Here is a 24,478-nt window from a genome sequence, read left to right as displayed (position 1 = left end):
AAAAGCCTGCGATGAGTCAGTCCTCACCCTCGCAAGGCCGCCATGGCGGCGTCATGCAATTCGGGCGTCGCAGCCGCAAGGATATCGCCGCCATTTTCGGCCGGTCGCCCGTCGAACGTCGTGATGACGCCGCCCGCCTTCTCGATGATCGGGATCAGGGCCACGATATCGTAGGGTTTCAGTCCCGGATCGGCGACGATGTCGACCGTGCCCGCCGCCACCATAGCGAAGGCGTAGCAGTCGGTACCGTACCGCGACAGCTGCACCTTGGTCTCGAAAAGGTCGAAGCGGCTACGTGCGTCGCCCTTGAAAAGCGCCGGCGTGGTGGTGAACAGCGTGGCGTCTTCCAGCTTCGTTGTCTTCCGGGCGGCCAGCTTGCGCGGACCGCCGGGTCCTTCATAGAAGGCGCCATCGGCATTGGCGTAGAACAGTTCGCCGGTGAAGGGCTGCGACATCAGCCCGGCCACCGCGTCACCGTCGACCGTCAGCCCGACCAGCGTCCCCCACACCGGAAGGCCGGAAATGAAAGCGCGGGTACCGTCGATCGGGTCGATCACCCAGACATGCCGGCTGGCAAGGTTCTCGCTGCCGTGTTCCTCGCCCAGGATGCCGTGATCCGGAAACTCGGCACCGATCAGCGCGCGGATTGCTCGTTCCGCCTCCCGATCGGCCTCGGTGACAGGATCGAAGCCGCCGGAGAGCTTGTTGACCACCGCGCCCTGACTGCGGAAGCGCGGCAAGGTCTCGGCCGCGGCCGCGCCGGCGATCCGCCGCATGAAATCGGGGGAAATGTTCAAGGTGCCTCTCCTGGAATTGCCGGCCGGACTGTGTGCCGGGCGCGTACTTAACAAAAGCGTTGCGGGAATGTCACGCGCGCCGCGCGGCAAGCCTTTCCTATTTCATTCTGAATTAATTATCAGGTTGACTTTTGTGCAACGCACAATAACCTCGAAGGCGGACAGGTTCTCCTGTCCATGCCCATCTTGGGCGTTTCCTCCCTAGACTTCGACCGCGTCGTGTCAACGATGCGGTCCTTTTTTTGGACTAGCGAGGCCGTGAGTCGTGGCAAGACTGTATCGTCCAACCAGTCACCTCACTGTTGACCATATCACTGTTCCCTATTCCGCCGCTTCCGGCAGGTCGAGGAAATGGTGGTCCGGCAACGCCATCAGGTCCGCCGAAAAGCGCGCCAGGTCTTCCGTCAGCGCGTCGAACCCAACCGACCTCTGGAAGGTGCGTTCATTCATGTAGAGCCCGCGGTTCACTTCGATCTGCAGCGCGTGCAGATTGCGCACCGGCCGGCCATAATGCTCGGTGATGAAGCCACCGGCATAAGGTTTGTTGTAGGCGACCGTATAACCCATGCCGCTGAGAAGTGAGATCGCTTCCTGCGTCAGCATCGCCGAAGCAGATGTACCGAAACGATCGCCGATGATGAAATCGGGGCGCATGCCCTGATCGCTGGTCCGCACGCTGGCCGGCATCGAATGACAATCGATTAGCACCGCATAGCCGAAACGGGCATGGGTGCCGGCGATCAATCGCTTCAGTGCCTCATGATAGGGCTTGTAGATCAGCTCGATGCGCTGGAAAGCCTCAACGATCGGCAGCCGCGCTCCATAGATGTCGAGCCCCTCGCCCACCAGCCGCGGCACGGTCCCGAGTCCGCCAGCGACGCGTGCCGAACGGATGTTGCAATAAGGCGGCACCGGTTCGATGAACATGCGCGGATCGAGTTCCCACGGCTCGCGGTTCACATCAAGATAGGCCCGCGGGAAGTTTGCCGCCAGCATCGGCGCGCCGAGCATGATCGCCGCACCGAACAGCTCGTCGACATAACAATCCTCGGAGCGGCGGATGGTGCTGCGGTCGAGCTTGGTCATCGCCAGGAATCGGTCCGGATAATGGCGGCCGCTGTGCGGGGAATTGAAAACGAAGGGAACGCGCTGCTCTGCGCCCGAGCGGACTTCGAAGGGCGGGACGGCCGCAAAATCCTCAGCTGGCGACGTCAAATTTCAGCAACCCATCGAAACACGTCTCTCATGATCCCAACGTGCCACCGCGTCGGGGCCATGTCCAGCGTTTCGGCGCCCCCAGATGGCTTGACGCTGGGGGATAGACGCCCATCATTCACTTGATGTTTACCCTCGCGATTCCATATACGTGATGGTTAACGGGATTGTTCCTCCACAATCTCGGGGGATGATTCGGACGGGACGAGAATGGCACGCATCCTGCTGGCGGAAGACGACGACGATATGCGCCGGTTCCTGGTCAAGGCGCTAGAGCGCGCAGGCTACCAGGTCAGTGATTTCGACAATGGCGCCAGCGCCTATGAGCGGTTGCGCGAAGAGCCGTTCTCGCTGCTGTTGACCGACATCGTCATGCCTGAGATGGACGGCATCGAGCTGGCGCGCCGCGCCACCGAAATCGACCCGGATCTCAAGGTGATGTTCATCACCGGATTCGCCGCCGTTGCGCTGAACCCCGATTCGAAAGCGCCGCGCGACGCCAAGGTGCTGTCCAAGCCCTTCCACCTGCGCGACCTCGTCAACGAGGTCGAGAAGATGCTGCACGCCGCATAAGCGGCGGCGCGACTGCAACACACATCGTGGTCGTTTGCGAGGCGCAAAATCCGCGTGCGCCTGCACCTATGTGTGGCCGATTCGGCTCCGGCCCGATTGGGACTTTCTCCAAAACGATCTTGGCAACAGCGGAATTCAACCGCCAGGGCTGTCGATATCCCGTGGAGGGACCGGCGCATCGCGACATTTTAGATGCCGGCTTTCTTTCGGTGTTTCTCGCTATTGACGCGCCGAAACAAAAGTGGTGTATGCGCGGCGTCGGATGGGCGTGTAGCTCAGCGGGAGAGCACTACGTTGACATCGTAGGGGTCACAGGTTCAATCCCTGTCACGCCCACCATCCGAACCCTTCCTTTCCAAGGCTTCAGTTTCAAGCCTTCCCCCCAAACCACCTTGAAGTCGCGACTTGCAGGCAAGCAGGGCGCGTTTGGTGTGTTTTTGCAGTTCCGCGACGACCTTTCGGTCGCTTGCATGCAGTCTGCCAGGTATTCCGGATCGAACGCCTCATAGGCATTGGCCGCGCGCTTCTCGTCGTGGCCAAGCCACACGTCGCGCTGCTGCTTGTCGACCGGCGGTTTCTGCCGGTGGACCATCATGCCATGAAATGCGGCATCCATGCGCAATACGATAAGCTCGAGGTGCTGGGGGTAGGCGGCGATCGACCGCTAACCCACCTGTTGACCGAGATCGTCAGCGCAAGGGATGCACCCTCAAGGAATCGGTTGACGTCTACAACGAGTGCGGCGCGATCTATTCCAACCTGCCGGCAGACAACCGTCGGCAGCGCCGAATGCGTGTGCCAAGGCCAGGGGGCAGTTTCGATGTTGAAATCTCCTATCAAAATCTCTGCCGCAGCAAGGGCGCGATTGGTCATCGACATGGAACAGTTGAGACCTGCTGCTGGGGTGGAGCTGATCCCCGCGATTCTTTGGGAAAAGTACGAGGTTTCGATCGGAGCGTTCAGAGAGACCGAACGGCAAGAGATCCTTGAGAACATACGAAGCGACAACGGATACGAGTACGTCCTTTGCGGCCCGTATGAAGATGCCGAGGGGTTTGTCGGCAAGACCCTGGACTACCAGGATGGGAGGTATGTTCTTGTCTGATGGTGAGGATTTTTCGCCATCTACACCAAGGCTAAGGGCGCCTAATTTGCTTCTGCTTGCCGAGTAAAAATCACGACAAGACCGCGGAGACCAAGCACGAAGACAGAGATCGAAGCGGCCTAAGCCAGCCCACAGCAATCTCTCCCCCTTCCCCACTGTAATAGACCTCTCTTCATGGACAAGAGGCGGCATCGCAGCAAGGATTGTCGCGAATCGATTGGAGATGCAACGATGACCACAGAACGCCATGGCGGCTGTGCGTGCGGCAAGGTTCGCTACTCCGTGTCGGGCGATCCGCTGCGCGTCGGCCTCTGCCATTGCACCGATTGCAGACGCACCAGCGGCTCGGCTTTTACTTTCTATGGAATCTGGCCGCTGGCGGCATTCAGATGCGAAGGACAGACATCCGCCTATAAAGACCGCAGCTTCTGCCCGACCTGCGGCGGCCAGGTGTTTGCACTCAGCGACACCGAGGCAGAGATCATGGCCGGCACGCTCGATGAGGCGCCGTCCGACCTTGTGCCGCAATATGAACTCTGGACACCACGGCGAGAACCCTGGCTGCATGCCTTGCCTGGAACCGATCAATTCCACGGCAACCGCTGATCCGCGACATCCGGCTGCGGACAGTCACTCCGGAAGACCGGCTTTGCGAAATCCCTCGACGAAATGCTCCAGCATCGCACTGTCGCGAAATGGCTCCGTCGCGGCCCAGTGGCTGGTTGTGAAATGGGGATTGCCGACCAGAAACAGTTCGACCTCGGCGCGCGCCTCGTCGAGGCGGCCGAGTTGTGCCAGGCTTGCCGCCAAGAAACGGCGCGAGCTCGTGCGGTACGTCTCATCCCTGCGCAGCGTCTCGACGGCAGCCTCATAGTCACGGCAGGCATATTGCGCCTGGCCGAGCGTCGAATAATACCAACTGGCTGGGTACGGATTCAGCCTAAACGCCTTGCGGATGTGCTCGAGCCCTTCGTCGATCCACCCGGCCAAAACCGCGACGTCGGACAACGCCGCCCAGGCATCGGCCTCGTTGGGATCAAGCTCGATCGCCCTGGCGAATTCCGCGTCCGCTTCCGCGAAACTGCGTTCATAGGTCAGCAGATAGCCCAGCACCCAGCGGCAACCGGCATCGTTCGGATCGATCGTCACGGCCTTGCGCGCCAGTTCCAGGGCAATTTTGCGGTCATCTTCGGTCGGTCCGCCCCAATGCACCCATCCCATCCAGCGGTTCATGGCAAGCCAGCGATAGGGTTCGGCATAATCGGGATCGAGCGAAACCGCCCGCGTCAGCATCAAATGCGCCTCCCGCGCCGTCTGTGGCGAATCGTCCATCAGCCTGCGGGCCCTGACGCAGAGGTCGTAGGCTTCGAGATTCCTGGGCCGATTGCGCGGTGTCGAGGCGCGCAGCCGGCCGAGCAGCGCCTCGACGATCCTGGCTGTCACCTCGTCCTGAACGGCGAAGATGTCTTCGAGCCCACGGTCGAAGCGTTCCGCCCAAAGATGTTCGCCGCTCGCCGCGTCGACCAGTTGGGCGTTGATGCGAACATGCCCGGCGGCGCGGCGCGCACTGCCCTCCAGCAGGTAACGCACGCCGAGGTCTTGCGCGATGGTGCGCACATCTGTCGCCTTTCCCTTGTAGGAGAAGGCCGAATTGCGCGCGATGACGAACAACCCAGGAATCCTGGAAAGGTCGGTGATGAGATCCTCGGTCAGCCCATCCGCGAACGATTCCTGTTCCGGATCATTGCTGACGTTGACAAAGGGCAGCACCGCGATGGAGGGCTTTCCAGGCAGCGGCAAAGGCTTTCGCTGCACACTATCGCGTTTTTCGACGCTGCCTGCAAAGCGATAGCCTACGCGCGGCACAGTCGCGATCCATTCACCGCTGCCATCAGCGGCCGGACCAAGCAGCTTCCTGAGTTGCGCAATCTGCACCGTCAGATTGCCTTCCTCGACGGCCATGCCCGGCCAGGCCGCATCCATCAGCTCGGCCTTGCCGAGGATTTCGCCTGCCCGGCCCACAAGAGCCGCGAGCAGCCTCAGTCCGCGATAACCCGTTGCCACAGGGACATCGTTCCGCGTCAGCGTTCCCGCATCCGGGTCAAGTAAGAACGGGCCAAAGGCAAAGCGCGATCCTTGCATGGCGCATCCTTAGAGCCTTTCCGGCTCATAGGAAACCAGGACACCGGGGCAGGTCGATCCGGCCTCCGCGACCAACTCACCCGATGGAAAAATTCCTGTCGACGCAATGCAGCCCGGTATAACTCGTATTCGACGGACAATGGCGGCGATCTTCCAGACGATCCCCGCCAGAAGATCGAGGTAACTGTCATGGTTTTCTGGGCTGCGAACATCGCCGTGTTGGCGGTGGCCTATCTTCTCGGCTCGATACCCTCGGGCTATCTGGCCGGCAAATGGCTGAAAGGCATCGACATCCGGCAACACGGGTCGCGATCCACCTGGGCAACGAACGTACTTCGAACGATCGGAAAAGGGGCGGCGCTGGCGGTTCTCCTGGTCGATGTCTTGAAGGGCGTGGCAGCAGTCGCTTTCGCCCGCTGGTTTTCCCTTTGGCCCTCTTCAATGCCGCAAGGCACGATGCCGGTGGCTGACCTGCAGACATGGGAACCCTGGCTTGTCTGCCTTGCCGGGCTCGCCGCGCTGCTGGGGCATGGCCGGTCGATCTGGCTGAATTTCACCGGCGGCAAGTCGGCTGCGACGGGGCTCGGCGTGTTGCTGGCGATGTCCTGGCCCGCAGGCTTGGCAGCCGCAGCGGTTTTTGGGGTTTCGCTGGCAGTGTCTAGGATCGTTTCATTGAGCTCGATGCTTGCGGCCGTGACCGCCATCGCGCTCGTCTTCCTCCTGGAACAGCCCCTGGCCTACCGGCTGCTGGTGATCGCAGGCGGCGTCTACGTCATCTTGCGCCACAGTGCCAACATTCGCCGGCTGCTGTCAGGAACGGAGCCCCGCCTTGGGCAGAAATCCTGATCGACGGATTCCACTGCGGGTGAAGGCCTGATCACGCCTGCCTGACAATGGCACCGATCGCATTCACCAGAAGCCGTGACGCGGTCTGCGCCGTGAGGCCGCCTATGTCGGCCGGAGGATAGAACTCGACAAGATCGAACCCGACGATCCTGGCCCGCCGGGAGACGCCCGCGATCAGGTCGATCACCTGTGTATAGGTGAGGCCTCCGGGTGTGCGTGCCGCCACACCCGGCATGATGCCGGGATCGAGGCCGTCGCAATCGAGGGTGACGACGACTCGCACACCCTCGGGAATATGCCGAAGAGCGGCATCGACGCCGATGGCGTGCACTTCGCGGGCGGTGATAAAGCGGCTGCCATAGTGTTGAGCCGCTTCGATTTCAGACCGCCTTCCACTGCCGACGCTGCGCAGGCCGACCTGCACCATGCCTGCGACGTGTGGCATCTCGCTCGCCCGGCGCATCGGGCTCGAGTAGCCGAAGCGCTCGCCATGCACTTCGTCCCGCCAGTCGATATGGGCGTCGATCTGCAGGATCCAGACCGGCCCATGCTCAGCAAAACCGGCAAGGAACGGGATAACCACGGAATCGTCACCGCCGAGCAGGATCGGCACAGCCTGCAGCGCCAGGATCTCACGGGTCTTCGCTTCGATCCCGGCCCGGTTGCCGGCATTGTCGTGCATGGTGGTCGCAATGTCGCCGATATCGGTGCAGGAGACTGATCCACCACCGAACAGCGGACCGCCAAGATCGAAGTCCCAGTGTTCGACGAGCCCAGCGTCATCCTGGCTGGCCGCGCGGATCGCATTGGCAGCCGCAACGTAACCGCTGCTGTCCTCGCCGGGATAGGTGCTGCCATACCCAGCTCCGAAGATGACGGCACGGGGTACGTGGCCATCGGCAAGGTGACTGGGAAAGTCGAGAAAGGCTGGGGAAGTTGGCATGTCTTGACCGTTGCGATGATGGTTTCGCTGAATTCAGGAGCGAGCAGGTTGGCGAGACCCTGTTCAGACCCCTTGGGATTGCAAACCTAGCCCATTTGGAAGTTTTGAGAACTATTTGGGCAGCCTTAATTACGACGCCGGCTGCGTCCGGCAGAATTCAACCTCATTTCCAAACGAGGGCCTGGCCCTCCAGCCGATATGGAGGTTGTCATGAACGACTCACTTTGCGTCAGCCCTTCGCCAGCAGGGCGATCAGGACCATCAGCCAAGCAGGCGTCACACCGGCGCTACAGTCCGTTGAACCTGTTCGACAACATCACGGCCTGGCAGCAACGCACCCGCTTTCGCTGGGAACTCAAGCGACTGGCGAGAGACAACCCTCACCTGATCGACGATCTGGGTCTCACGAAAGAACAGGTCGAGGACGAGGTCGCCAAACTGCCCTTCTGGCAGCGATAGCTGTGCCGCTACCCCGTGCTGGCTCGCGACGCCGCCACCGACAGCCGCTGATCTGCGCCGGTCGTCACCTGCCGGTAAAGCCAGTGGAGGACCGGGACGAGAACCAGCGTCATGGCCAACGGCTTGAACCAGGGATTCAGGGCTGCGTGAAGACTGCGGTCGATCCCGGTCCATCCACAGATGAAGACGACGGCTCCCAGGATCAGTGGCAGGTTCCAGCCCTCGTCCCGGGTTCTCATGAGGGAAATGGCAAGCGCGGCCGGCGCGACGAGCATGACATAGGTGTTGGATTCGACCCTGGGGTTGAAAACCGTCATGTAGTAGGCCGCCAGCAGGAAGATGGCGAACGCGCTCAACTGGCGATCGTTTTTCCTGTCCAGCCAGAGCGAGGCAAGCAGCACGGCAGCCGCCACGGCCAAACGCAGGACGATGGTCACGCTGGCTGGAACGGAAACATCCAATGCCGCGAAAAGCCCGGTAAAGTCAGCCGCTTCGAAGGCACCTGACCGGTTTGCCCCCATCGATGTGAGCAGCCGGAAGAATTCGGCATGCTGTGCGCTCACATAGTCTGCCGGAGCAAATGCATAAGGGATGGCGAAAACCAGACCGATCGCGAGCAACAGGAAAGGGATGAGCCGCAGTCTGATGGCTCCGACCAGCAAGACCATGACGATCGCAGTCGGCTTGGCAATCAGAGCCACGGACGCCCAGAACATCGTTTCGGCGCGACGATTGTCCATGGCAGACAAGGTCAACAGCCAGCAGGCTGCCGTCAGCAGCACCGTTGCCTGTCCGTTGCGGATGGCACCGAGCGACAGCGGGATGGCCAGGAAAAACGCCAGCGACGCGATGTGCTCGGCTCTGACCTTATCGAAGACGCGAGCCTGCTTGACGATCGCAAAAGTGAGCAGACCTACGCCGAGAAGCCGCCACAGGATTCCCCCCAGCTCGGACCCGAGCCAGGCGAATGGACTGTAGAGCGCGGCGAAGGCGGGCGTGTACAGATAGCCCATTGCGCTGTTGAGGTCGTAGAGCGGGCGTCCCGCGTGGAACATCGCGGTGCCGAATTCATAGGCTGGTAACACCGAGTGTGACAGCGGTTTGAGAGCTGCCAGACAGACCGCCGTTACGATGGTCAGAAACCACAGCACGAACCCGCTGCGCTCGTAGAGCGCTTTCAACGAATGCACGATAACCCCCAAAACCCCAAGCGCGCACAAATATGCACGGCACACCCCATGCGCCGCCAACCTTGGCGGCTTTAGGGCGTTCATCGCTCCCTTGTTGGTCCAGATCGGGAAAATCGCCTTTCAGCGTTATACCCATCTGCAGGAACGATTTCCGCGCAGCGCTCCTACACCATGTTTTGTGGGGTTTTGTGACAGATCACGCTGGCCCTCTGCAGCCGCTCACCCTTCCAGCCATACCTTCTCGAAATGCTGCTCGAGTGCCTGGTGCTGCTCGCAATTGTGCACGCCGTTGCGGAAACTGCGGAAGACCGAGCGCCAGTACGGCTGAATGATGACGCCGGCATCGCGCAGATTCTGTTCGATCTTGCCCATGACCTCCTGCCGCTGCTTGGCTTCCGGCATCGCCAGCGCCTTATCGAGCAGTTCGTCGAATTCCTTGCTGGAGTATGCGCTTTCGTTCCAGGCGGCGCCTGACCGATAGGCAAGCGCAAGCACCTGCACTCCCAGCGGCCGCCCCAGCCATTCCGTGCATGAAAAAGGATACTTGCTCCAGTCGTTCCAGAAGGTTGCGGCAGGTAGCACCGTCCGTTTCACCTTGAGACCGGCTTCGCGCATCTGTGCCGCGATCGCATCGGCTGACGACTTCTGCCATTCGACGTCGACGGAGATCAGGTCGAACTCATGGTCGACCTTGCCGGCTTCCTTCAACAGAGCCTTGGCCTCATCAACCTTGCGCACCGCAGGACCGACATCGGCATATTCGGGATGCATCGGTCCGACATGATGGTTGTCGGCTGGCTTGCCACGATCATCGAGCGCTATCTTGAGCACCGCACTGTTGTCCACCGCGAGCTGTGCCGCGCGCCTTACCCTGACATCGTCATAAGGAGCACTGTTGACGTTGAAACGCGCCACGATCGTCGAGCCGGTCGCGATCTCGGACTGACCGAGCCCGATCGCCTCGGTCTGGGACAGGATATCGGCCGAAGTCTCGTGGTTGGTGTCGATCTCACCGGATTCGAAGGCTGACAGCATCGGGCTCGGGTCGGAACCATAGTCGATCCACCTGATGCCATCGAGATGGACTTCGCCTTTCCACCATTTCTCCTTGCGCTTGACCTCGGCGCCGGTTTCGGCGTCCCAGTTCACCAGTTCGAACGGTCCGGTGGTGATGGCCAGGGCCTTTTTGGGATCGCCGTCGCCCTGGTAGGAGCGGTGCATGATCAGCGCCGGGTAGTCGGCCATGCCGGCAATCAACGAAATGTCCGGTTTCGGCAGGTTGAGACGGATGGTGTGGTCGTCCACACGCTCGATGCCACCTGCGACAGCCTTCTTGGAATTGGCGTCGACCAATGCGCCCATCCGCGCGGCCAGCGAATTTCCGGGAACGTCAGCCTCGCACCAACGGGTCAGGTTGTGGACGACATCCTCGGCACTGAAGGCATCGCCATTCGACCAGGTGATGCCCTTGCGCACCTTCAGCGTCAGCGTCCTGGCATCGTCACTCATCTCCCAGGCTTCCAGCAGCCAGGGTTCAAAGCTGAAGTCGCGGTTCCAGCGCACCAGATATTCGTTGCAGTGGCGCGCGACATTCGACATCTCGACGCCGTCGAAAGTACGCGGGTCCTTGAAACCCTTGACGTTCATGGCGACCTTGAGCACGCCGCCTTTCTTCGGCTCTTCGGCGCGGGCGGGTGTCGGCACGATCCCGCCAAGCGCAAAAGCGCCGGCCGCACTCACCCCGAGCGCGGCCATCGCGGCGAGATATTCGCGCCGGTTCATCCCGCCTTTCCTGAAGTCATGCGCCATCGGTTCGGCGCGCGGATGCAGCGGCCGGTCGGTCAACATCAGCTTGATCATGGCTCTCCCCTGCCTGACCCCGGCTTGTTCACGGCTTTGACGATTGCCGGGCGTTCTTGGTAGGGGTGAAGGATAAGTCCGGAGTGGAATCGGGAATGTTCCGTTTCCCGTAAATCTTGTGCGCTGTTCCGCACCCTTTTGCTGCACTGGCCTATGGCCGACACCAGGCAATGCAAGCCGATCAATATGGCCAGCGACTCTTGCCCAACGCCACAAGCGCCGTGACGATATCTGCCATCGCCTCGCCTGCTCGCGGCACGCGCTTGCGAGCCCGCAGGAAGCTGTGTGTCAGGCGTTTTTCGTTGAGCCATGCCGCTCTTCCCCCGGCGGCGAGGATGCGGTCGCGATAGGCCTCGCCATCCGACGACAACGGATCACATTCGGCTGTCACGATCACCGTCGGCGGCAATCCGGCAAAGTCGCCGTCCGATAGCGGCTCCAGCGTTGCGTCGTCTGGCCCTGGCGCCTGGCCGATGCGTATCTGCCTGTAGACAGCGAGATCGGCCGATGACAGCAGCGGCGCCTCGGCATGCTCGACATAGGACCCCGCCGAAGGATCGCCGCCAAGGCTCGGATAGATCAGGACCTGGCCGATAGCCGGTCGTGGCCGTTCGCGCGAGGCATGGGCAACGGCGGCGGCCAGATTGCCGCCTGCACTCTCTCCGCACAGCACGATCGGAAGTTCGGTCCCGGCCACGAGCCAGTCGAAAGCAGCGACAGCGTCATCGAAGGCAGCAGGATGCAGATGTTCCGGTGCCAGACGGTAATCTATGGAGATCACGGCAAAGCTGGTTTCATCACAAAGGTCGGCGCAGATATCGTCGTGGCTGTCCAGCCCGCCGAAGACAAAACCGCCTCCGTGGAAATAGAGGATGGCCGCCCGCGGCGAGCGGCCATCCGGCCGGTAACGGCGAAATGGGATGGTACGATCGGCCAACGTGATCGCGTCATCCTCGGTTTCGACACCGGCAGGGCGACCGGTATGAAAGACGGCCGCCATCTCGTCGTAAAGTGCACGTTCCTGTTCGACGGGCATGTCGGCGGCCGGGAAATGCCTTGCGGTGACCGCGTCGATGTAGGTCCAGTACTCCGGATCGAGCAGTGCCGCGTATTTCCCGCGATCCATCATTCCTTGAGGTCCAGTTCGGCGTTCGATACCCCCATCAGAGGGATCGGTAGAGTTCCGCGGCATTTTCATAGGTGAAGCGCATCGGCACGGAGCCTTCGACCTGCCAGGCGGCAACCGCCTCGCCTGCCATCAACCGGCATGCCGTGGCTGTATCAGCCACGGCGCCGCCATAGAGACGGTTGGCAAGGTTGAGGATCGCCGTCTGATGCATGGCGGCACTGCCGCTGCCGCAGGCATCCTTGACCAGCAGCACGCGGAAGCCGGCGGTCACCGCGTCGCGCACCGTCGCATCGATGCAGGCCTCGGTCCAGACCCCGGCGACGATCAGCCACTCGATGCCGCTGGCCTTGAGAAGCTCGATCGCTTCCGCTGTGCGGAAGGCGCTCGCATGGGCCTTGACCAGCAGTGTTTCGCCATCTCCCGGTGCCACTTCGGCGCAGATCGCCGTCAACGGGTCGTCCTTGCTGGAGAAGGCCGATTTGCCATTTCCATCGAGGGGATGAAACGGCCGCTCTTGCGTGTCGAGATCGACGATGTAGGCCCAATGATAGAGCGGCACGCCATTTGCCCGCGCCGCAGCCTGCAGCCGTTGCACATTGGCAAGCAAATCGGAAAAGCCTTCGACCAGATAGCGGCTGTCCTTGCGGTGCTCTTCCTGCAGGTCGATGAAAACGGCGGCAGCTGTGCCGCGCCGGATCGAAACAGGCGCCTTCATCAGGCATGGCCTTCGAGGAATTCATCCTCGTAGGGAAAGCGCGACAGCAATTCCGTCCCGGTTTCGGTGATCAGCATCTCGTCCTCCAGCTTGACGCCCTCGCGTCCGCCCTTCTCGCCGATATAGCTTTCGACGGAAACCACCATGCCGGGCTGCATGATGCCGTCGCGGCCATAGGTTTCATAATCCATGGAGTGCGCGATGAAAGGCGTTTCGCCGTGCATGCCAACCCCATGCATGACGGAGGTGTAGCGCTGGTCGACGAAGCGGTCCGGGATCTTCCAGGCCTTCTCGGCGATCTCGCGAAACGCCATCCCCGGCTTCACGATCGATATGTTGTGCTGCACCTGATCGTAGGCCATGCGGTAAAGCATCTTCTGATAGTCGCTCGGCCTGCCCGGTCCACAGCGGAAGGTACGGGAGAAGTCCGAATAATAGCCATAACAGCCGATCGTATCGGTATCGAGCGCCACCAGCTCCCCAGGCCGTACCTTGCGGCCGCTCGCTTCGTTGAACCAGGGATTGGTGCGCTGGCCAGAAGTCAGGAGCCGTGTCTCGATGAATTCGCCGCCTTGCCGGATAACCTCGTGATACATGATGGCGAAGAGCTCGTTTTCAGCCACGCCGGGTTTGATTGCTTCGCGCACGGCAGAAACCGCAGCCTCCGCGCCAGCCATCGAGGCAACGAGGCATTTTACCTCCTGCGGTGTCTTGATCGCGCGAACGGCCAGGATCTCGCCCTGGCAGTCCTTCACGTCGCAGCCACGCTTCTGCAACGCCAATGCCTGCAGGTGGCTGCAGCGATCCAGTCCAAGCTTCATCGAGCCGCCGCCATGCGTCTTCAGGAGGTCTGCGATCTCGTCGGCGAAAGGCCCTGCCGTCTCGTCGTCACGACCGGAAACCGACGACCACACCAGTTTCGAGGGCCTGGCCTCATCCACCGTGTCGAGCACCATGGAGACATGGTAGCTCTGCGGATATTCGAACAGCACGATCGGCCCTTCGGTCGGGATGAAGAAGTAGCGTGTCGAATTGCGCAGGAAATAGCCGAACATGTTGCGCGAGCCGGTGGCGTAGCGCTGATTGTAGGGATCGAACAGCACCACGGCACCGTAACCCGCCTCGCGCATCCAGCTGCGCAGTCTTTCGAGTCGTTCTTTCCTCAGCGCCACCGCGTCGATGAAGGAAGGCTCCGTATCGGAAAGCCACATGCCACCGGCGGGATCTGCCGTCGCCGGGTGACGCATGCGATCCTTGAAGTCGACGTCGTCGGTGCTGTCGGGGTCGAAAACCACAATGCTCATGCCTGCCTCTCCAGAGCGTTTCCGGTCTTCGGAAACACGGAAACTGCGCACTCTTCCCAGAATTGCTCTGAGGCCTTGGACAATGAGCCAAACCGTCGATTGGATTTGTGCTGAAAGCCGCAAGGATCGTGCGGTGATCCGCGCCTTCAGTTTCGGCGTGCCGCCTTTGGCGTATGGCCGTACTGTTCGCGAAAGGCGCGGGCAAAGCTCGACATCGAAGCAAAGCCGCAGGCCAGCGAAACCTCCCGCACCGCAAGTGTCGAATGCGCCAGCAGATCGGCCGCACGCTTCAGTCGCAACCGGCGATAATAACTGTTCGGCGATGTCGAAAGTTCGGCACGGAAGCCGCGCTCCAGCCGGTCCGGCGAGACGCCGAGACGCTCGGCCAGGTCCGCCATGGCGAGCCGTTCCTCAACAGCGTCTTCCATGATGGCGATGGCCGACAGCACCAGTTCATTGCGCACCCCCGTGCGCAGCCGCAACGGCATCAGCTTGCGATCGACGCTTGAGCGCAGCGGGCTGTGCACGAACCATTCGGCGACGCCGGCGGCAAGTTCGGCACCATAGTCGCCGGCGACGATTTCCAGCATCATGTCGAGGCTGCCCACCCCGCCGGCAGACGTGAAACGCCGGCGATCGATGACGTAAAGGTCGCGGCGAAGGTCGATCTCGGGAAATGCTTCGGTGAAGGCTGCCTGGCTTGTCCAGTGCAGGGTGCAGGTGTGACCGTCGAGCAGGCCGGCACGCGCCAGGAAGAAGGCTGCGTCGGCCACCGCGCCGAGATGAGCCCCGCTGCGCAGGCTCTTGCGGATCCAGCCGACGGCATCTGCCGCGACCAGATGGTCGGCATCACCACCGGAACAGACCACGATGCGGTCCGCTTTCGGATTGGCGGTCGCAGCAAAGCCTGGCTGGATGACGACGCCGTTGGAAGCCTCGACCGGTTCGCGATCCGCACCCACGATGATCCAGCGATAGCATTCCCGCTTTGCCAGTATGTTGGCGGCGCGCAATGGCTCGATGATCGATGAGAACGCCATCATCGGGAACTGCGGAAACACCAGGACGGCGAAGGTGATGGGGGCGTGGCTGACCATCAACATGACTTTGGCGGGGTTGCGTCTCTCATCCGGTGTCAATGGCGCGACACCTCACCCGCGATGAGAATTTACAGATGCTGCGCGAGTCAACCTCTGTCAGGCAGCAAGCACCGCATCCCAAGGTTTGTTGACGAAGCAAGGGACATGACGTGTTGCATGAGGTGAGAATGATCAAACGCCGCTCTTGCCAGGCATTTCGGAATTGATCATACTCCATGAATAATTCCGATCGATGCTCGCGATCGATCGGATTCACGACGTTCCAGACATCCTAACGCGATCAGGGAGGGCGCATCGGGATGGCCGGCCGGCTCAAGCGCGGGCTGAGGAATTACACCGGGAAAGACATTCAGGTTTCATCACGGTCCGAGCACCTCCGGTGCGCGAACTGAGTTGGGAGGTAGCCGGCGACAGCCGGTCATGTGACTGCAACAAGGGAGGAAGTTCATGTTGCGCAAACTGCTTATCGGAACGATGCTGGGCTCGGCGCTCACTGCTGGCTATGCCGCATCGACCTATGCTGCTGGCGGCTCGGTCGAAGTGCTGCACTGGTGGACCTCTGGTGGCGAGGCCGCCGCGCTCGACGTTCTGAAGAAGAAGCTCGAAAGCCAGGGCGTGACCTGGAAAGACATGCCAGTGGCCGGCGGCGGCGGCGAAGCGGCCATGACCGCACTGCGCGCCCGTGTCACCGCCGGTGATCCACCGACCGCCGTGCAGGCTCTCGGCTTCGACATCACCGACTGGGCCAAGCAGGGCGTCGTCGGCGATCTCGGCGAAGTGGCCGACAAGGAAGGCTGGGACAAGGTGGTTCCGACCGCGCTGCAGAACTTCGCCAAGCATGACGGCAAGTGGATCGCGGCACCGGTCAACGTGCACTCGACCAACTGGGTCTGGATTTCCAAGAAGGCGCTCGACGCTGCCGGCGGCAAGGTACCCGAGAACTGGGACGAGCTGGTCGCGGTGCTCGACAAGATGAAGGCAAACGGCATCACGCCACTCGCCCATGGCGGCCAGGCCTGGCAGGACGCCACCATCTTCGACGCGGTCGTGCTGTCGCTTGGCACCGACTTCTACAAGGCTTCGATGATCGACAACGATCCTGCCGCCCTCGGTGGCGAGAAGATGGTCGAAGCCTTCGATCGCATGGCCAAGCTGAAGAGCTATGTCGACAAGGACTTCTCGGGTCGTGACTGGAACCTGGCGTCGGCCATGGTCATCGAAGGCAAGGCCGGCATGCAGATGATGGGCGACTGGGCCAAGGGCGAGTTCCTGAAGGCCGGCCAGAAGCCAGGCTCCGACTTCGTCTGCATCCGCTTCCCGGGCACGCAGGGCGCGGTCACCTTCAACTCCGACATGTTCATGATGTTCAAGGTCGGCGACGACAAGAAGGCGGCGCAGCTCACCATGGCCTCCGATATCGAGAGCCCTGACTTCCAGTCGTCGTTCAACGTGGTGAAGGGTTCGGTGCCGGCACGCACCGACGTGCCGGACACCGCTTTTGACGACTGCGGCAAGAAGGGCATCAAGGATCTGGCCGAAGCCAATTCGTCCGGCAAGCTGTTCGGCTCGATGGCCCACGGCTACGCCGTACCGGCAGCGGTGAAGAACGCCATGTATGACGTGATCACCCGCCACTTCAACGGTGAACTCGACTCCAAGGCTGCCGCGGCCGCCCTGGTCGAGGCGGTTGCTGCAGCGAAGGGCTGACAAGGTCTGAGCTTCCGTGCCCCGGCTTCGGTCGGGGCACCCATTCTTTTTCCAACCGAGGCGAACCATGGCCGACGCCACCATGACCGGGCGAAATGCCTTAGCAAATCCGCGCGCCACCTTGCAGGACCTGTTGCCGAAGATCGTGCTGGCGCCAAGCTTCGCGGTGATCCTGATCTTCGTCTACGGCTTCATCGCATTTACCGCCGTGTTGTCCTTCTCGGGCTCGAAGCTGCTGCCGGATTTCTCGACCTGGGTCGGTTTCAGCAATTATGTGCGCCTGTTCAACCACCCGAACTGGATCGTCGCGCTCAAGAACCTTGCGATCTTCTCCATTCTCTACATCGTCATCTGTTCGGTGATCGGGCTCGCGCTCGCCATCTTCCTCGACCAGAAGATCCGCGGCGAAGGCATGCTCAGGCCCATCTACCTCTACCCGATGGCGCTGTCCTTCATCGTCACCGGCGTGGCCTGGAAATGGTTTCTCGACCCCGGCATCGGCCTTGAGCACGTCATGCAGTCGATCGGCTGGGAAAGCTTCTCGTTCCGCTGGATCAAGGACGGCAAGATGGCGATCTACACCATCGTCATCGCTGCGGTCTGGCAGTCGTCCGGCTTTGTCATGGCGATGTTCCTTGCCGGGCTGCGAGGCGTCGACAACGAGATCATCAAGGCCGCCCAGATCGACGGCGCTTCCACCTTTGTCATCTACCGCCGCATCATCATCCCACTGATGCGCCCGGTCTTCCTGTCTGCCTTCGTCGTGCTCGCCCACCTTGCCATCAAATCCTATGACCTCGTCGTGGCCATGACCGATGGCGGCCCGGGAACTGCAACCTGGACGCCGGCGCTGTTCATGCAGAAATTCACCTTCGGCCGCAACGAAATGGGTATGGGCGCAGCGTCTGCCATCATCATGATGATGATGATCTTCGCCATCATCGTGCCCTATCTCTACTCCGAACTCGGGGGGAAGAAGAAATGAGCGCCCCCTCGCAAGACGTCGCCACGCGCAACGGCGTTGTCGTCCGTGCGCTGATCTATGCGCTGCTCATCCTGTTCGCGGTCTACTACCTGCTGCCGCTCTACGTGATGGTGGTGAATTCGCTGAAGCCCCTCGACGAAATCCGTCAGGGCAACATGCTGGCTCTGCCGCAGCAATGGACGGTTGCTCCCTGGCTGTCGGCCTGGTCGACAGCACAGATTGGTGTCTCGCCGACCGGCCTGAAGCCCTATTTCCTGAATTCGGTGCTGATGGTGGTGCCGGCGGTGGCGATCTCGACGGTGCTCGGGGCGCTGAACGGCTATGTGCTGACCAAATGGCGCTTCAAGGGCGACAACATCGTCTTCGGCATGATGCTGCTTGCCTGTTTCATCCCCTTCCAGATCGTGCTGATCCCTTCGGCACGCATCCTCGGCCTGCTTGGGCTGGCCGGCACGGTGCCCGGCCTGGTCCTGATCCACGCCATCTACGGGCTCGGCTTCACGACGCTGTTCTTCCGCAACTATTATGAAGCCTTCCCGACCGAGCTGGTCAAAGCAGCGCAGATCGACGGTGCCTCCTTCTTCCAGATCTTCCGGCGGATCCTCCTGCCTTCCTCGGGACCGATCATCGTGGTCACCGTGATCTGGCAGTTCACCAACATCTGGAACGACTTCCTGTTTGGATCGTCGTTCTCAAGCGTCGATTCCATCCCCATCACGGTGGCGCTGAACAATCTGGTCAATTCCTCGACGGGCGTGAAGGAATACAATGTCCACTTCGCCGGCGCGATCCTGGCGGCCCTTCCCACCCTTATCGTCTACATCGTCTCCGGACGTTACTTCGTGCGCGGCCTGATGGCCGGCGCCGTGAAAGGCTAAGGCACCATGTCCTTTCTTGAGATCGACAATCTCGAAAAATCCTTCGGCACGACCAGGATCCTGAAGGGCGTCACACTCGGTATCGAGGAAGGCGGCTTCCTTGTGCTCGTGGGGCCCTCCGGCTGCGGCAAGTCGACATTGCTCAACACCATCGCGGGGCTGGAACAGATCACCAGCGGTGAGATCCGCATCGCCGGCAAGCGTGTCAACGAACTGCACCCGTCGAAGCGCGACATCGCCATGGTGTTCCAGTCCTATGCGCTTTATCCCAACATGACGGTCGGTGAAAACATCGGCTTTGGCATGGAGATCCGCGGTGTCGCCAAGCCCGAGCGCGACAAGGCGATCGCCGAAGTGGCGCAGCTTCTGCAAATCAGTCACCTGCTCGACCGCAAGCCGAGCCAGTTGTCCGGCGGCCAGCGCCAGCGCGTCGCCATGGGCCGTGCGCTGGTGCGCAAGCCACAGGTCTTCCTGTTCGACGAGCCGCTCTCCAATCTCGACGCGAAGCTGCGCATCGACATGCGCACCGAGATCAAGCGCCTGCACCAGCGCATGAAGACGACCATCGTCTATGTCACCCACGACCAGATCGAGGCGATGACGCTGGCCACGAAGATCGCCGTGCTGAAGGACGGTATCCTGCAGCAATTCGGCACGCCGGCGGAAATCTACAACAACCCGGTCAACATGTTCGTCGCCGACTTCATGGGCTCGCCTGCCATGAACCTTGTGCCTGCAACCATCGGCCAGAGCGGCAGCGAAGCCACCGTCGAGCTGGCCCGTGCCGGGGCGGCACCCGTCTCGCTGGCACTCAACGGCGCGTCAAACGCCCTGTCGGCCTATCGTGGCAAGGAGGTGGTGTTCGGCATCCGCCCCGAAGCCCTGACCGATCCCGATGGTGCAGACCGCAACGCGAAACATCTGGTGACGACCGATTGCCACATAGAAGTGGTCGAACCTGCCGGCTCGGATACTTTCGCGGTCACCAATCTGGGCGGCAAGGGCGTAGTCGCTCGCCTGCGCGCTGACGCGCGCATCAAGCCCGGCGCTACCGCCCCGCTGACCTTCAACCTGACCAAGGCGGTGTTTTTCGATCCGGCGACGCAGGAAAGGATCGCGTAGAAACGCCATGATCCGCCACTGTGTTTTCGTGAAATTTCGCGATGATGTTCCCACGGCAGAGATATCGGCAATCCATGCCGACCTCTCCACACTCCGCGATCTGATCGACGGCATGGGAGCCGTGCATTTCAACGGCAATGTCAGCCCTGAGCCCTTCGCTCGTGGCTTCACGCATGGCTTCACCATCGATTTCAGCGATGCGATCTCTCGCGACGCCTATCTGGTGCACGAGGCGCACAGACAAGCCGGCGCGCGTCTGGTCGCGGCACTCGCAGGTGGCACGGACGGCCTGATGGTGTTCGATCTGGAGTTTGCCGGAGACTGACAGCGACGGAAGTCATCGGCATTCCGTCCCTCTTTGCAAAAGAGGCTTTTGCTACGCTCAGCCCAGTCTCAAAGCCCGACGCCGGCGACAATGCCAAGTGCCGCCGCACTGCGCCACACCGTCATCTTTTCGCCGAGCGCGAAGACGGAGATCAGCATGGCGAACAGGATCGAGCTTTCGCGCAGGGACGCCACGGTGGCGATCGGCGCCTTGGTCATCGCCCACATCACGATCCAGTAGGCGGTGCCACTCAGACCTCCCGTGATGGCGCCGACCTTCCAGTCGCGCGCCATGGCCGGCAGTGATTGCGGTCCGCGCACGGCCAGGCACAGGATCAGCGACCAGATGCCGTCTGCGAGGAACAGGTGGACCGCATAGCTCGAGGCGCTGGCCGCGAGCCGCGCGCCACTGCCGTCGGACAAAGTGTAGCTGGCGATGAAGACGGAGGTAGCAAGCGCATAGCCGACGGCGTGCAGATTGAGCTTTTCCAGATGACCGCCGCCGCGAAACGACATCACCAGCGTGCCGGCGCACAGGAGCAGGATACCGATGATCGACAGCGGCCCGGGCACTTCGGAAACGACGAAGATGCCACCTATGGCAGCGAGCAAGGGAGCAGTACCGCGCGCCAGCGGATAGGTCTGGGCAAGATCGCCAGCCTTGTATGCGCCGATCAGGCAGAGCTTGTAGCCCATATGGAACATGGTCGAGGCAAGAATCCACGGCCATACTTCGGCTTTGGGAAATTCGACAAAGGGCACCGCCAGCAATGCCATCGAAGCCATGCCCAGCGTCAGAACCGTAACCGACAGGAAACGGTCGAGATGCACCTTCACCATCGCATTCCAGCTTGCGTGCATGGCGGCAGCGGCCAGCACGGCGAGGAAGACGGCAAGGCTCATGCGTATCCGGTCCCTTCACGCAGCACGCCCGCCTTCGGACGCACAGACACTCGCCGGATCAGTCCAAAATTCGTTATCCGGCTCAGCTCTTATGCCCGCAATACGCCCTTGCGCAGCAGGCCGCAATGTACAGCCGGCGCATGAGAGCTTGGACCAGATGATCGATGAACGGCCCGGTCAACCGCCATTTCAGAGAAGCTGGCGGCTCGTTTTGTCCATGGGAGATGGGGTAAACAAGTGCCTTCGGCCCGGTGGCTTTGCAGACCGAACCGCCGGACCGTCTGGTTTTTCGTTAGGCGCAGCTCCAAAGCAGTGCGGGCGCCCACCTCACTCCGAGGTAGGCGCCCGCACGTCTTGCGGAAATGAAACTGCTCAGTGCAGGACCAGCACGTCGCCGGAGGAGAAGGAGATCTCTGCCTTGTCGCCGACATTCGGCGGCGGCGTCGAGGAATTGTTGAAGGTGTCGAGCGAAATCTTCGAAGCTCCGATGCCGACCCTGACACGGATCACCGAACCGAGGAAATGCACGTCGGCGATCTCGCCGGACAAAGTGGCATCGTGGCCCGGGCGCGGTCCCAGCGCGATCGCTTCAGGTCGCAGCGCCAGCGAAAGTGTGTCACCGGTCTTCGAGCCGTTCAGCTTGCCCTTCAGACCGATCTCCTCGGCATTGATGCGCACGCGGCCGGAACCGGCATCGCTGACCACGCCCTCCAGCACGTTGAGCGTCCCGACGAAATTCGCGACGAATTTGGTGGCGGGGCGATTGTAGATCTCGAATGGCGCACCGACCTGCTCGGCCCTGCCGCCATACATCACCGCGATGCGGTCCGAAATCGACAGCGCCTCTTCCTGGTCGTGCGTGACGAAGATTGTGGTGATGCCCAGCTCCTTCTGGATCGCTCTGATTTCATCGCGCAGCGACACACGCACCTTGGCATCCAGCGCCGACAGCGGCTCATCGAGAAGCAGCAGTTTCGGCTTTGGCGCCAGCGCGCGGGCCAGAGCGACGCGCTGCTGCTGGCCACCGGACAGCTGGTAGGGATAACGATCGCCCAGTTGCGGCAGCTTGATCAATTCCAGCATCTCGCCCACGCGCCGGTCACTCTCGGCCTTGGCGACGCCGGCGACCTTGAGGCCGAAAGCGACATTCTGCGCTACCGTCAGGTTCGGAAACAGCGCATAGGCCTGGAACACCATGCCGACATTGCGCTGATTGGGCTTCAGCCGGGTCACGTCCTTGCCGCCGACGATGATCGAGCCCGCGGTCGGCTCCTCAAAACCGGCGACCATGCGCAGCACCGTCGTCTTGCCGCAACCCGATGGGCCGAGGAAAGAGACGAACTCGCCCCGCTCGATATCGAGGTTGAAATCCTCTACGACCGTCGTGGGCCCGAAGCTTTTCTTCACATGCTGGATCGAGAGGAATGGATCGGCCATGGGCTGGACTTTCTCGGGGCTCAATTCGGGCGGTTGGCCGATTTCGGCGCGAAACGGGAAAGCACCTGGATGACAGACATGCAACCCCAGGTGATGACGAAAGCGATGATGGCGAGCGCCGCCGGCTCATAGGCACGGTTGGCACCGATATTCTGCAGATACGGGCCGAAGGCCGGGCGGTTGAGCAAGCTGGCTATGGTGAATTCGCCGATGACGATGGCAAAGGTCAGGAAGGCGCCAGAGAGCACGGCGATCAGCACGTTGGGCAGGATGACGCGGCTGATGATCGTGGTCCAGCCCGCGCCCAGGATCTGCGCGGCCTCGGTCAGGGTGCGCACGTCGATCGTCCGCAAGCCGGTGTCGACGGCGCGGTACATGTAAGGCAGCGCCAGCGTTGCATAGCCGATGACCAGCAGCGCATTGGTACCCATGTCGCTCGACAGGAACGGCAGCGGCGAATTCGAGCCGTACATGCGAATGTAGCCGAAGACGATGACGATCGCCGGAATGACCAGCGGCAGCAGCGTCACGAACTCGACCACTGGCCGGAGCTGCGGCAGGCGCAGCCTGATCCAATAGGCGGTAGGCACCACCAGCAGAACGCCAAGGATGATGGTGAAGACGGCGGCCACCACCGAGAAAGTGAAGCTTTCCTGGAAGCGTGCATCGCCGAGCACCACCCTGTAGGCCTCGAACGAATATTCTCCGCGCTTCATGCGCATGGAGAACTCCATCGTCGCGATCAGCGGAACAAAGAAGTAAGCGGCGCCGAGGATAAAAGTGACCCAGGCCCAGAACTTGCCGGACTTCATTTCAGCCACCTTTCCGAACGGGTCCGGAACCAGATGTAGAAGACATTGGCGAGCCCGGTGATGAAGATCATGCCGAAGGCAATGGCGTAGCCCAGATTGGCATTGTGCAGCACGTCGCCGCGGATCTGTGCATAGAGCACGATCGGAACGATGTTGAGTGACGAACCGGTCAGCGCGTAAGCGGTGGCGATCGCGCCAAATGCATTGGCGAAGAGCAGGATGACCGTACCGAGGAAACTCGGCCAGATCACCGGGATGACGACCATGCGCCAGTATTGCCACTGGGTGGCACCAAGCGTGGCAGCGGCCTCTCCCCATTCCCTCCGGATGCCGTCGATCGCCGGCGTGATGATCACGACCATCAGCGGAATCTGGAAGTAGAGATAGGTGAGCGTCAGGCCCCAGAAGGAAAGCACGTTGAAGCCGTGCTGGTAGAGATCGAAACCGACCGAGCGCAGAAGCACCGTGACGAGGCCCAAGCGGCCCAGCGTCGCGAGAAAGGCAAAGGCCAGCGGCACGCCGGCGAATTGCGAGGCAACCCCGGAGAAGGTGAGCGTCGCGGAACGGGTCCAGTTCGGCAGGCCGCCGCGCACGATCGCGATGGCGATCGCCAGACCGATGAACGCACCGAGAAGCGACGACGCAACGGAGACCTTGATCGAGATCCAGTAGGCGGCAAGGATCGTCGGCTGCGAAAGCTCGACAATGTTTTCCAGGGTAAAGGCGCCGTCCACGTTCTGGAATGCGCCTACAATCAGATACAGCGTCGGCAGGATCAGGAACATCAGCGCGAAGATGATGAACGGGGCCACGCCCAGCCATTGCGTCGGCAACCGCGTCGCGCGCGCCTGCGCCGGCGGTAGGGTTTTCCCGGCAGCAGCCGGTCCTGAAAGGCTGATATCAGTCATGCCGGCCTGTCTCTACCTATGAAG

23 protein-coding genes, 1 tRNA gene and 1 pseudogene are annotated in these 24,478 nt (G+C 61.5%); 11 read left to right on the top strand and 14 right to left on the bottom strand.

All coding sequences use genetic code 11. The features are described from left to right. Positions 1-23: 23 nt before the first annotated feature. Positions 24-776: a histidinol-phosphatase gene (gene hisN / locus C1M53_RS17805; protein WP_207213137.1), complete on the bottom strand. Its 753-nt coding sequence runs from the start codon at positions 774-776 to the stop codon at positions 24-26. A gap of 342 nt (positions 777-1,118) precedes the next feature. Next, the gene (locus C1M53_RS17800; protein WP_129413445.1) at positions 1,119-2,012 is read right to left on the bottom strand and encodes an N-formylglutamate amidohydrolase; all 894 of its coding nucleotides are present in this window, start codon (positions 2,010-2,012) and stop codon (positions 1,119-1,121) included. Positions 2,013-2,222: 210 nt separating this feature from the next. Here C1M53_RS17800 and C1M53_RS17795 point away from each other — a divergent pair, with 210 nt between their 5' ends. The 4 genes from C1M53_RS17795 (at position 2,223) to C1M53_RS17780 (ending at position 4,296) form a co-directional block, all read left to right on the top strand. Continuing rightward, entirely contained in the window at positions 2,223-2,585 is a 363-nt protein-coding gene (locus C1M53_RS17795; RefSeq protein ID WP_018429348.1) for a response regulator, read from the top strand. Between the two features lie 264 nt (positions 2,586-2,849). Continuing rightward, positions 2,850-2,924: transfer RNA gene (locus C1M53_RS17790), tRNA-Val, on the top strand. Positions 2,925-3,051: 127 nt separating this feature from the next. Further along, positions 3,052-3,690, top strand: a complete 639-nt coding sequence (locus C1M53_RS17785; protein WP_129413444.1) for a hypothetical protein — start codon at positions 3,052-3,054, stop codon at positions 3,688-3,690. A 231-nt stretch (positions 3,691-3,921) separates the two neighbouring features. Further along, positions 3,922-4,296 carry a GFA family protein gene (locus tag C1M53_RS17780; protein WP_129413443.1) on the top strand — a complete coding sequence of 125 codons (375 nt, stop codon included), beginning with the start codon at positions 3,922-3,924 and terminating at the stop codon, positions 4,294-4,296. A 24-nt stretch (positions 4,297-4,320) separates the two neighbouring features. Here C1M53_RS17780 and C1M53_RS17775 read toward each other — a convergent pair whose 3' ends face one another. Then, positions 4,321-5,832 (bottom strand): winged helix-turn-helix domain-containing protein, encoded by a 1,512-nt coding sequence (locus tag C1M53_RS17775; protein WP_129413442.1) that lies wholly within the window; start codon positions 5,830-5,832, stop codon positions 4,321-4,323. Between the two features lie 189 nt (positions 5,833-6,021). Between C1M53_RS17775 and plsY the strand changes: the two genes are divergently transcribed. Continuing rightward, complete coding sequence (gene plsY / locus C1M53_RS17770) at positions 6,022-6,678, top strand: glycerol-3-phosphate 1-O-acyltransferase PlsY (protein ID WP_129413441.1); 657 nt, start codon at positions 6,022-6,024, stop codon at positions 6,676-6,678. Positions 6,679-6,709: 31 nt separating this feature from the next. Here plsY and C1M53_RS17765 read toward each other — a convergent pair whose 3' ends face one another. Continuing rightward, the gene (locus tag C1M53_RS17765) at positions 6,710-7,621 is read right to left on the bottom strand and encodes an agmatinase (RefSeq protein WP_129413440.1); all 912 of its coding nucleotides are present in this window, start codon (positions 7,619-7,621) and stop codon (positions 6,710-6,712) included. 210 nt (positions 7,622-7,831) lie between these two features. On the opposite strand from C1M53_RS17765, the gene C1M53_RS17760 reads away from it, so the two are divergent. Next, positions 7,832-8,080 (top strand): DUF1127 domain-containing protein, encoded by a 249-nt coding sequence (locus C1M53_RS17760; RefSeq protein ID WP_129413439.1) that lies wholly within the window; start codon positions 7,832-7,834, stop codon positions 8,078-8,080. An 8-nt stretch (positions 8,081-8,088) separates the two neighbouring features. Here C1M53_RS17760 and C1M53_RS17755 read toward each other — a convergent pair whose 3' ends face one another. From C1M53_RS17755 to C1M53_RS17730, 6 genes are all read right to left on the bottom strand, one after another. Beyond that, the gene (locus C1M53_RS17755) at positions 8,089-9,270 is read right to left on the bottom strand and encodes a glycosyltransferase family 87 protein (RefSeq protein WP_165358177.1); all 1,182 of its coding nucleotides are present in this window, start codon (positions 9,268-9,270) and stop codon (positions 8,089-8,091) included. Between the two features lie 219 nt (positions 9,271-9,489). Next, complete coding sequence (locus C1M53_RS17750) at positions 9,490-11,127, bottom strand: ABC transporter substrate-binding protein (protein WP_129416234.1); 1,638 nt, start codon at positions 11,125-11,127, stop codon at positions 9,490-9,492. A gap of 184 nt (positions 11,128-11,311) precedes the next feature. Further along, the gene (locus C1M53_RS17745; protein WP_165358176.1) at positions 11,312-12,259 is read right to left on the bottom strand and encodes an alpha/beta hydrolase; all 948 of its coding nucleotides are present in this window, start codon (positions 12,257-12,259) and stop codon (positions 11,312-11,314) included. Between the two features lie 34 nt (positions 12,260-12,293). Then, positions 12,294-12,974 (bottom strand): isochorismatase family protein, encoded by a 681-nt coding sequence (locus C1M53_RS17740; protein WP_129413437.1) that lies wholly within the window; start codon positions 12,972-12,974, stop codon positions 12,294-12,296. Next, positions 12,974-14,278 carry a Xaa-Pro peptidase family protein gene (locus C1M53_RS17735; protein WP_129413436.1) on the bottom strand — a complete coding sequence of 435 codons (1,305 nt, stop codon included), beginning with the start codon at positions 14,276-14,278 and terminating at the stop codon, positions 12,974-12,976. The genes C1M53_RS17740 and C1M53_RS17735 overlap by 1 nt, the downstream gene beginning before the upstream one ends. A 146-nt stretch (positions 14,279-14,424) precedes the next feature. Next, positions 14,425-15,375, bottom strand: a complete 951-nt coding sequence (locus C1M53_RS17730; protein ID WP_144377908.1) for a GlxA family transcriptional regulator — start codon at positions 15,373-15,375, stop codon at positions 14,425-14,427. A 534-nt stretch (positions 15,376-15,909) separates the two neighbouring features. Between C1M53_RS17730 and C1M53_RS17725 the strand changes: the two are divergent. The 5 genes and pseudogenes from C1M53_RS17725 to C1M53_RS17705 all read left to right on the top strand — a co-directional run. Further along, positions 15,910-17,085, top strand: a pseudogene (locus C1M53_RS17725) (ABC transporter substrate-binding protein); the annotation flags it as partial. A gap of 67 nt (positions 17,086-17,152) precedes the next feature. Next, positions 17,153-18,070 (top strand): sugar ABC transporter permease, encoded by a 918-nt coding sequence (locus C1M53_RS17720; RefSeq protein ID WP_129413433.1) that lies wholly within the window; start codon positions 17,153-17,155, stop codon positions 18,068-18,070. Continuing rightward, the gene (locus C1M53_RS17715; protein ID WP_129413432.1) at positions 18,067-18,948 is read left to right on the top strand and encodes a carbohydrate ABC transporter permease; all 882 of its coding nucleotides are present in this window, start codon (positions 18,067-18,069) and stop codon (positions 18,946-18,948) included. The genes C1M53_RS17720 and C1M53_RS17715 overlap by 4 nt, the downstream gene beginning before the upstream one ends. Before the next feature lie 6 nt (positions 18,949-18,954). Continuing rightward, entirely contained in the window at positions 18,955-20,070 is a 1,116-nt protein-coding gene (locus C1M53_RS17710; RefSeq protein WP_129413431.1) for an ABC transporter ATP-binding protein, read from the top strand. Between the two features lie 7 nt (positions 20,071-20,077). Continuing rightward, entirely contained in the window at positions 20,078-20,395 is a 318-nt protein-coding gene (locus C1M53_RS17705; protein ID WP_129413430.1) for a Dabb family protein, read from the top strand. 68 nt (positions 20,396-20,463) lie between these two features. Here the strand turns inward: C1M53_RS17705 and C1M53_RS17700 are convergent, their stop codons facing one another. The 4 genes from C1M53_RS17700 to C1M53_RS17685 all read right to left on the bottom strand — a co-directional run bounded on the left by C1M53_RS17700 (position 20,464) and on the right by C1M53_RS17685 (position 24,331). Beyond that, positions 20,464-21,297: an EamA family transporter gene (locus C1M53_RS17700; RefSeq protein ID WP_129413429.1), complete on the bottom strand. Its 834-nt coding sequence runs from the start codon at positions 21,295-21,297 to the stop codon at positions 20,464-20,466. A gap of 372 nt (positions 21,298-21,669) precedes the next feature. Next, a complete protein-coding gene (locus C1M53_RS17695; RefSeq protein ID WP_129413428.1) occupies positions 21,670-22,734 on the bottom strand; it encodes an ABC transporter ATP-binding protein in 1,065 nt (354 codons plus the stop codon). Between the two features lie 20 nt (positions 22,735-22,754). Further along, positions 22,755-23,546 carry an ABC transporter permease gene (locus tag C1M53_RS17690; protein WP_129413427.1) on the bottom strand — a complete coding sequence of 264 codons (792 nt, stop codon included), beginning with the start codon at positions 23,544-23,546 and terminating at the stop codon, positions 22,755-22,757. Beyond that, positions 23,543-24,331, bottom strand: coding sequence for an ABC transporter permease subunit (locus C1M53_RS17685; protein ID WP_245488619.1), 789 nt, complete (start codon positions 24,329-24,331; stop codon positions 23,543-23,545). The genes C1M53_RS17690 and C1M53_RS17685 overlap by 4 nt, the downstream gene beginning before the upstream one ends. Positions 24,332-24,478 lie beyond the last annotated feature (147 nt).

This window comes from Mesorhizobium sp. Pch-S, from assembly GCF_004136315.1.
Taxonomy (GTDB): domain Bacteria; phylum Pseudomonadota; class Alphaproteobacteria; order Rhizobiales; family Rhizobiaceae; genus Mesorhizobium.
The sequence above is the reverse complement of the archived record's forward strand: the minus strand, read 5'-3'. Positions and strand labels throughout refer to the sequence as shown.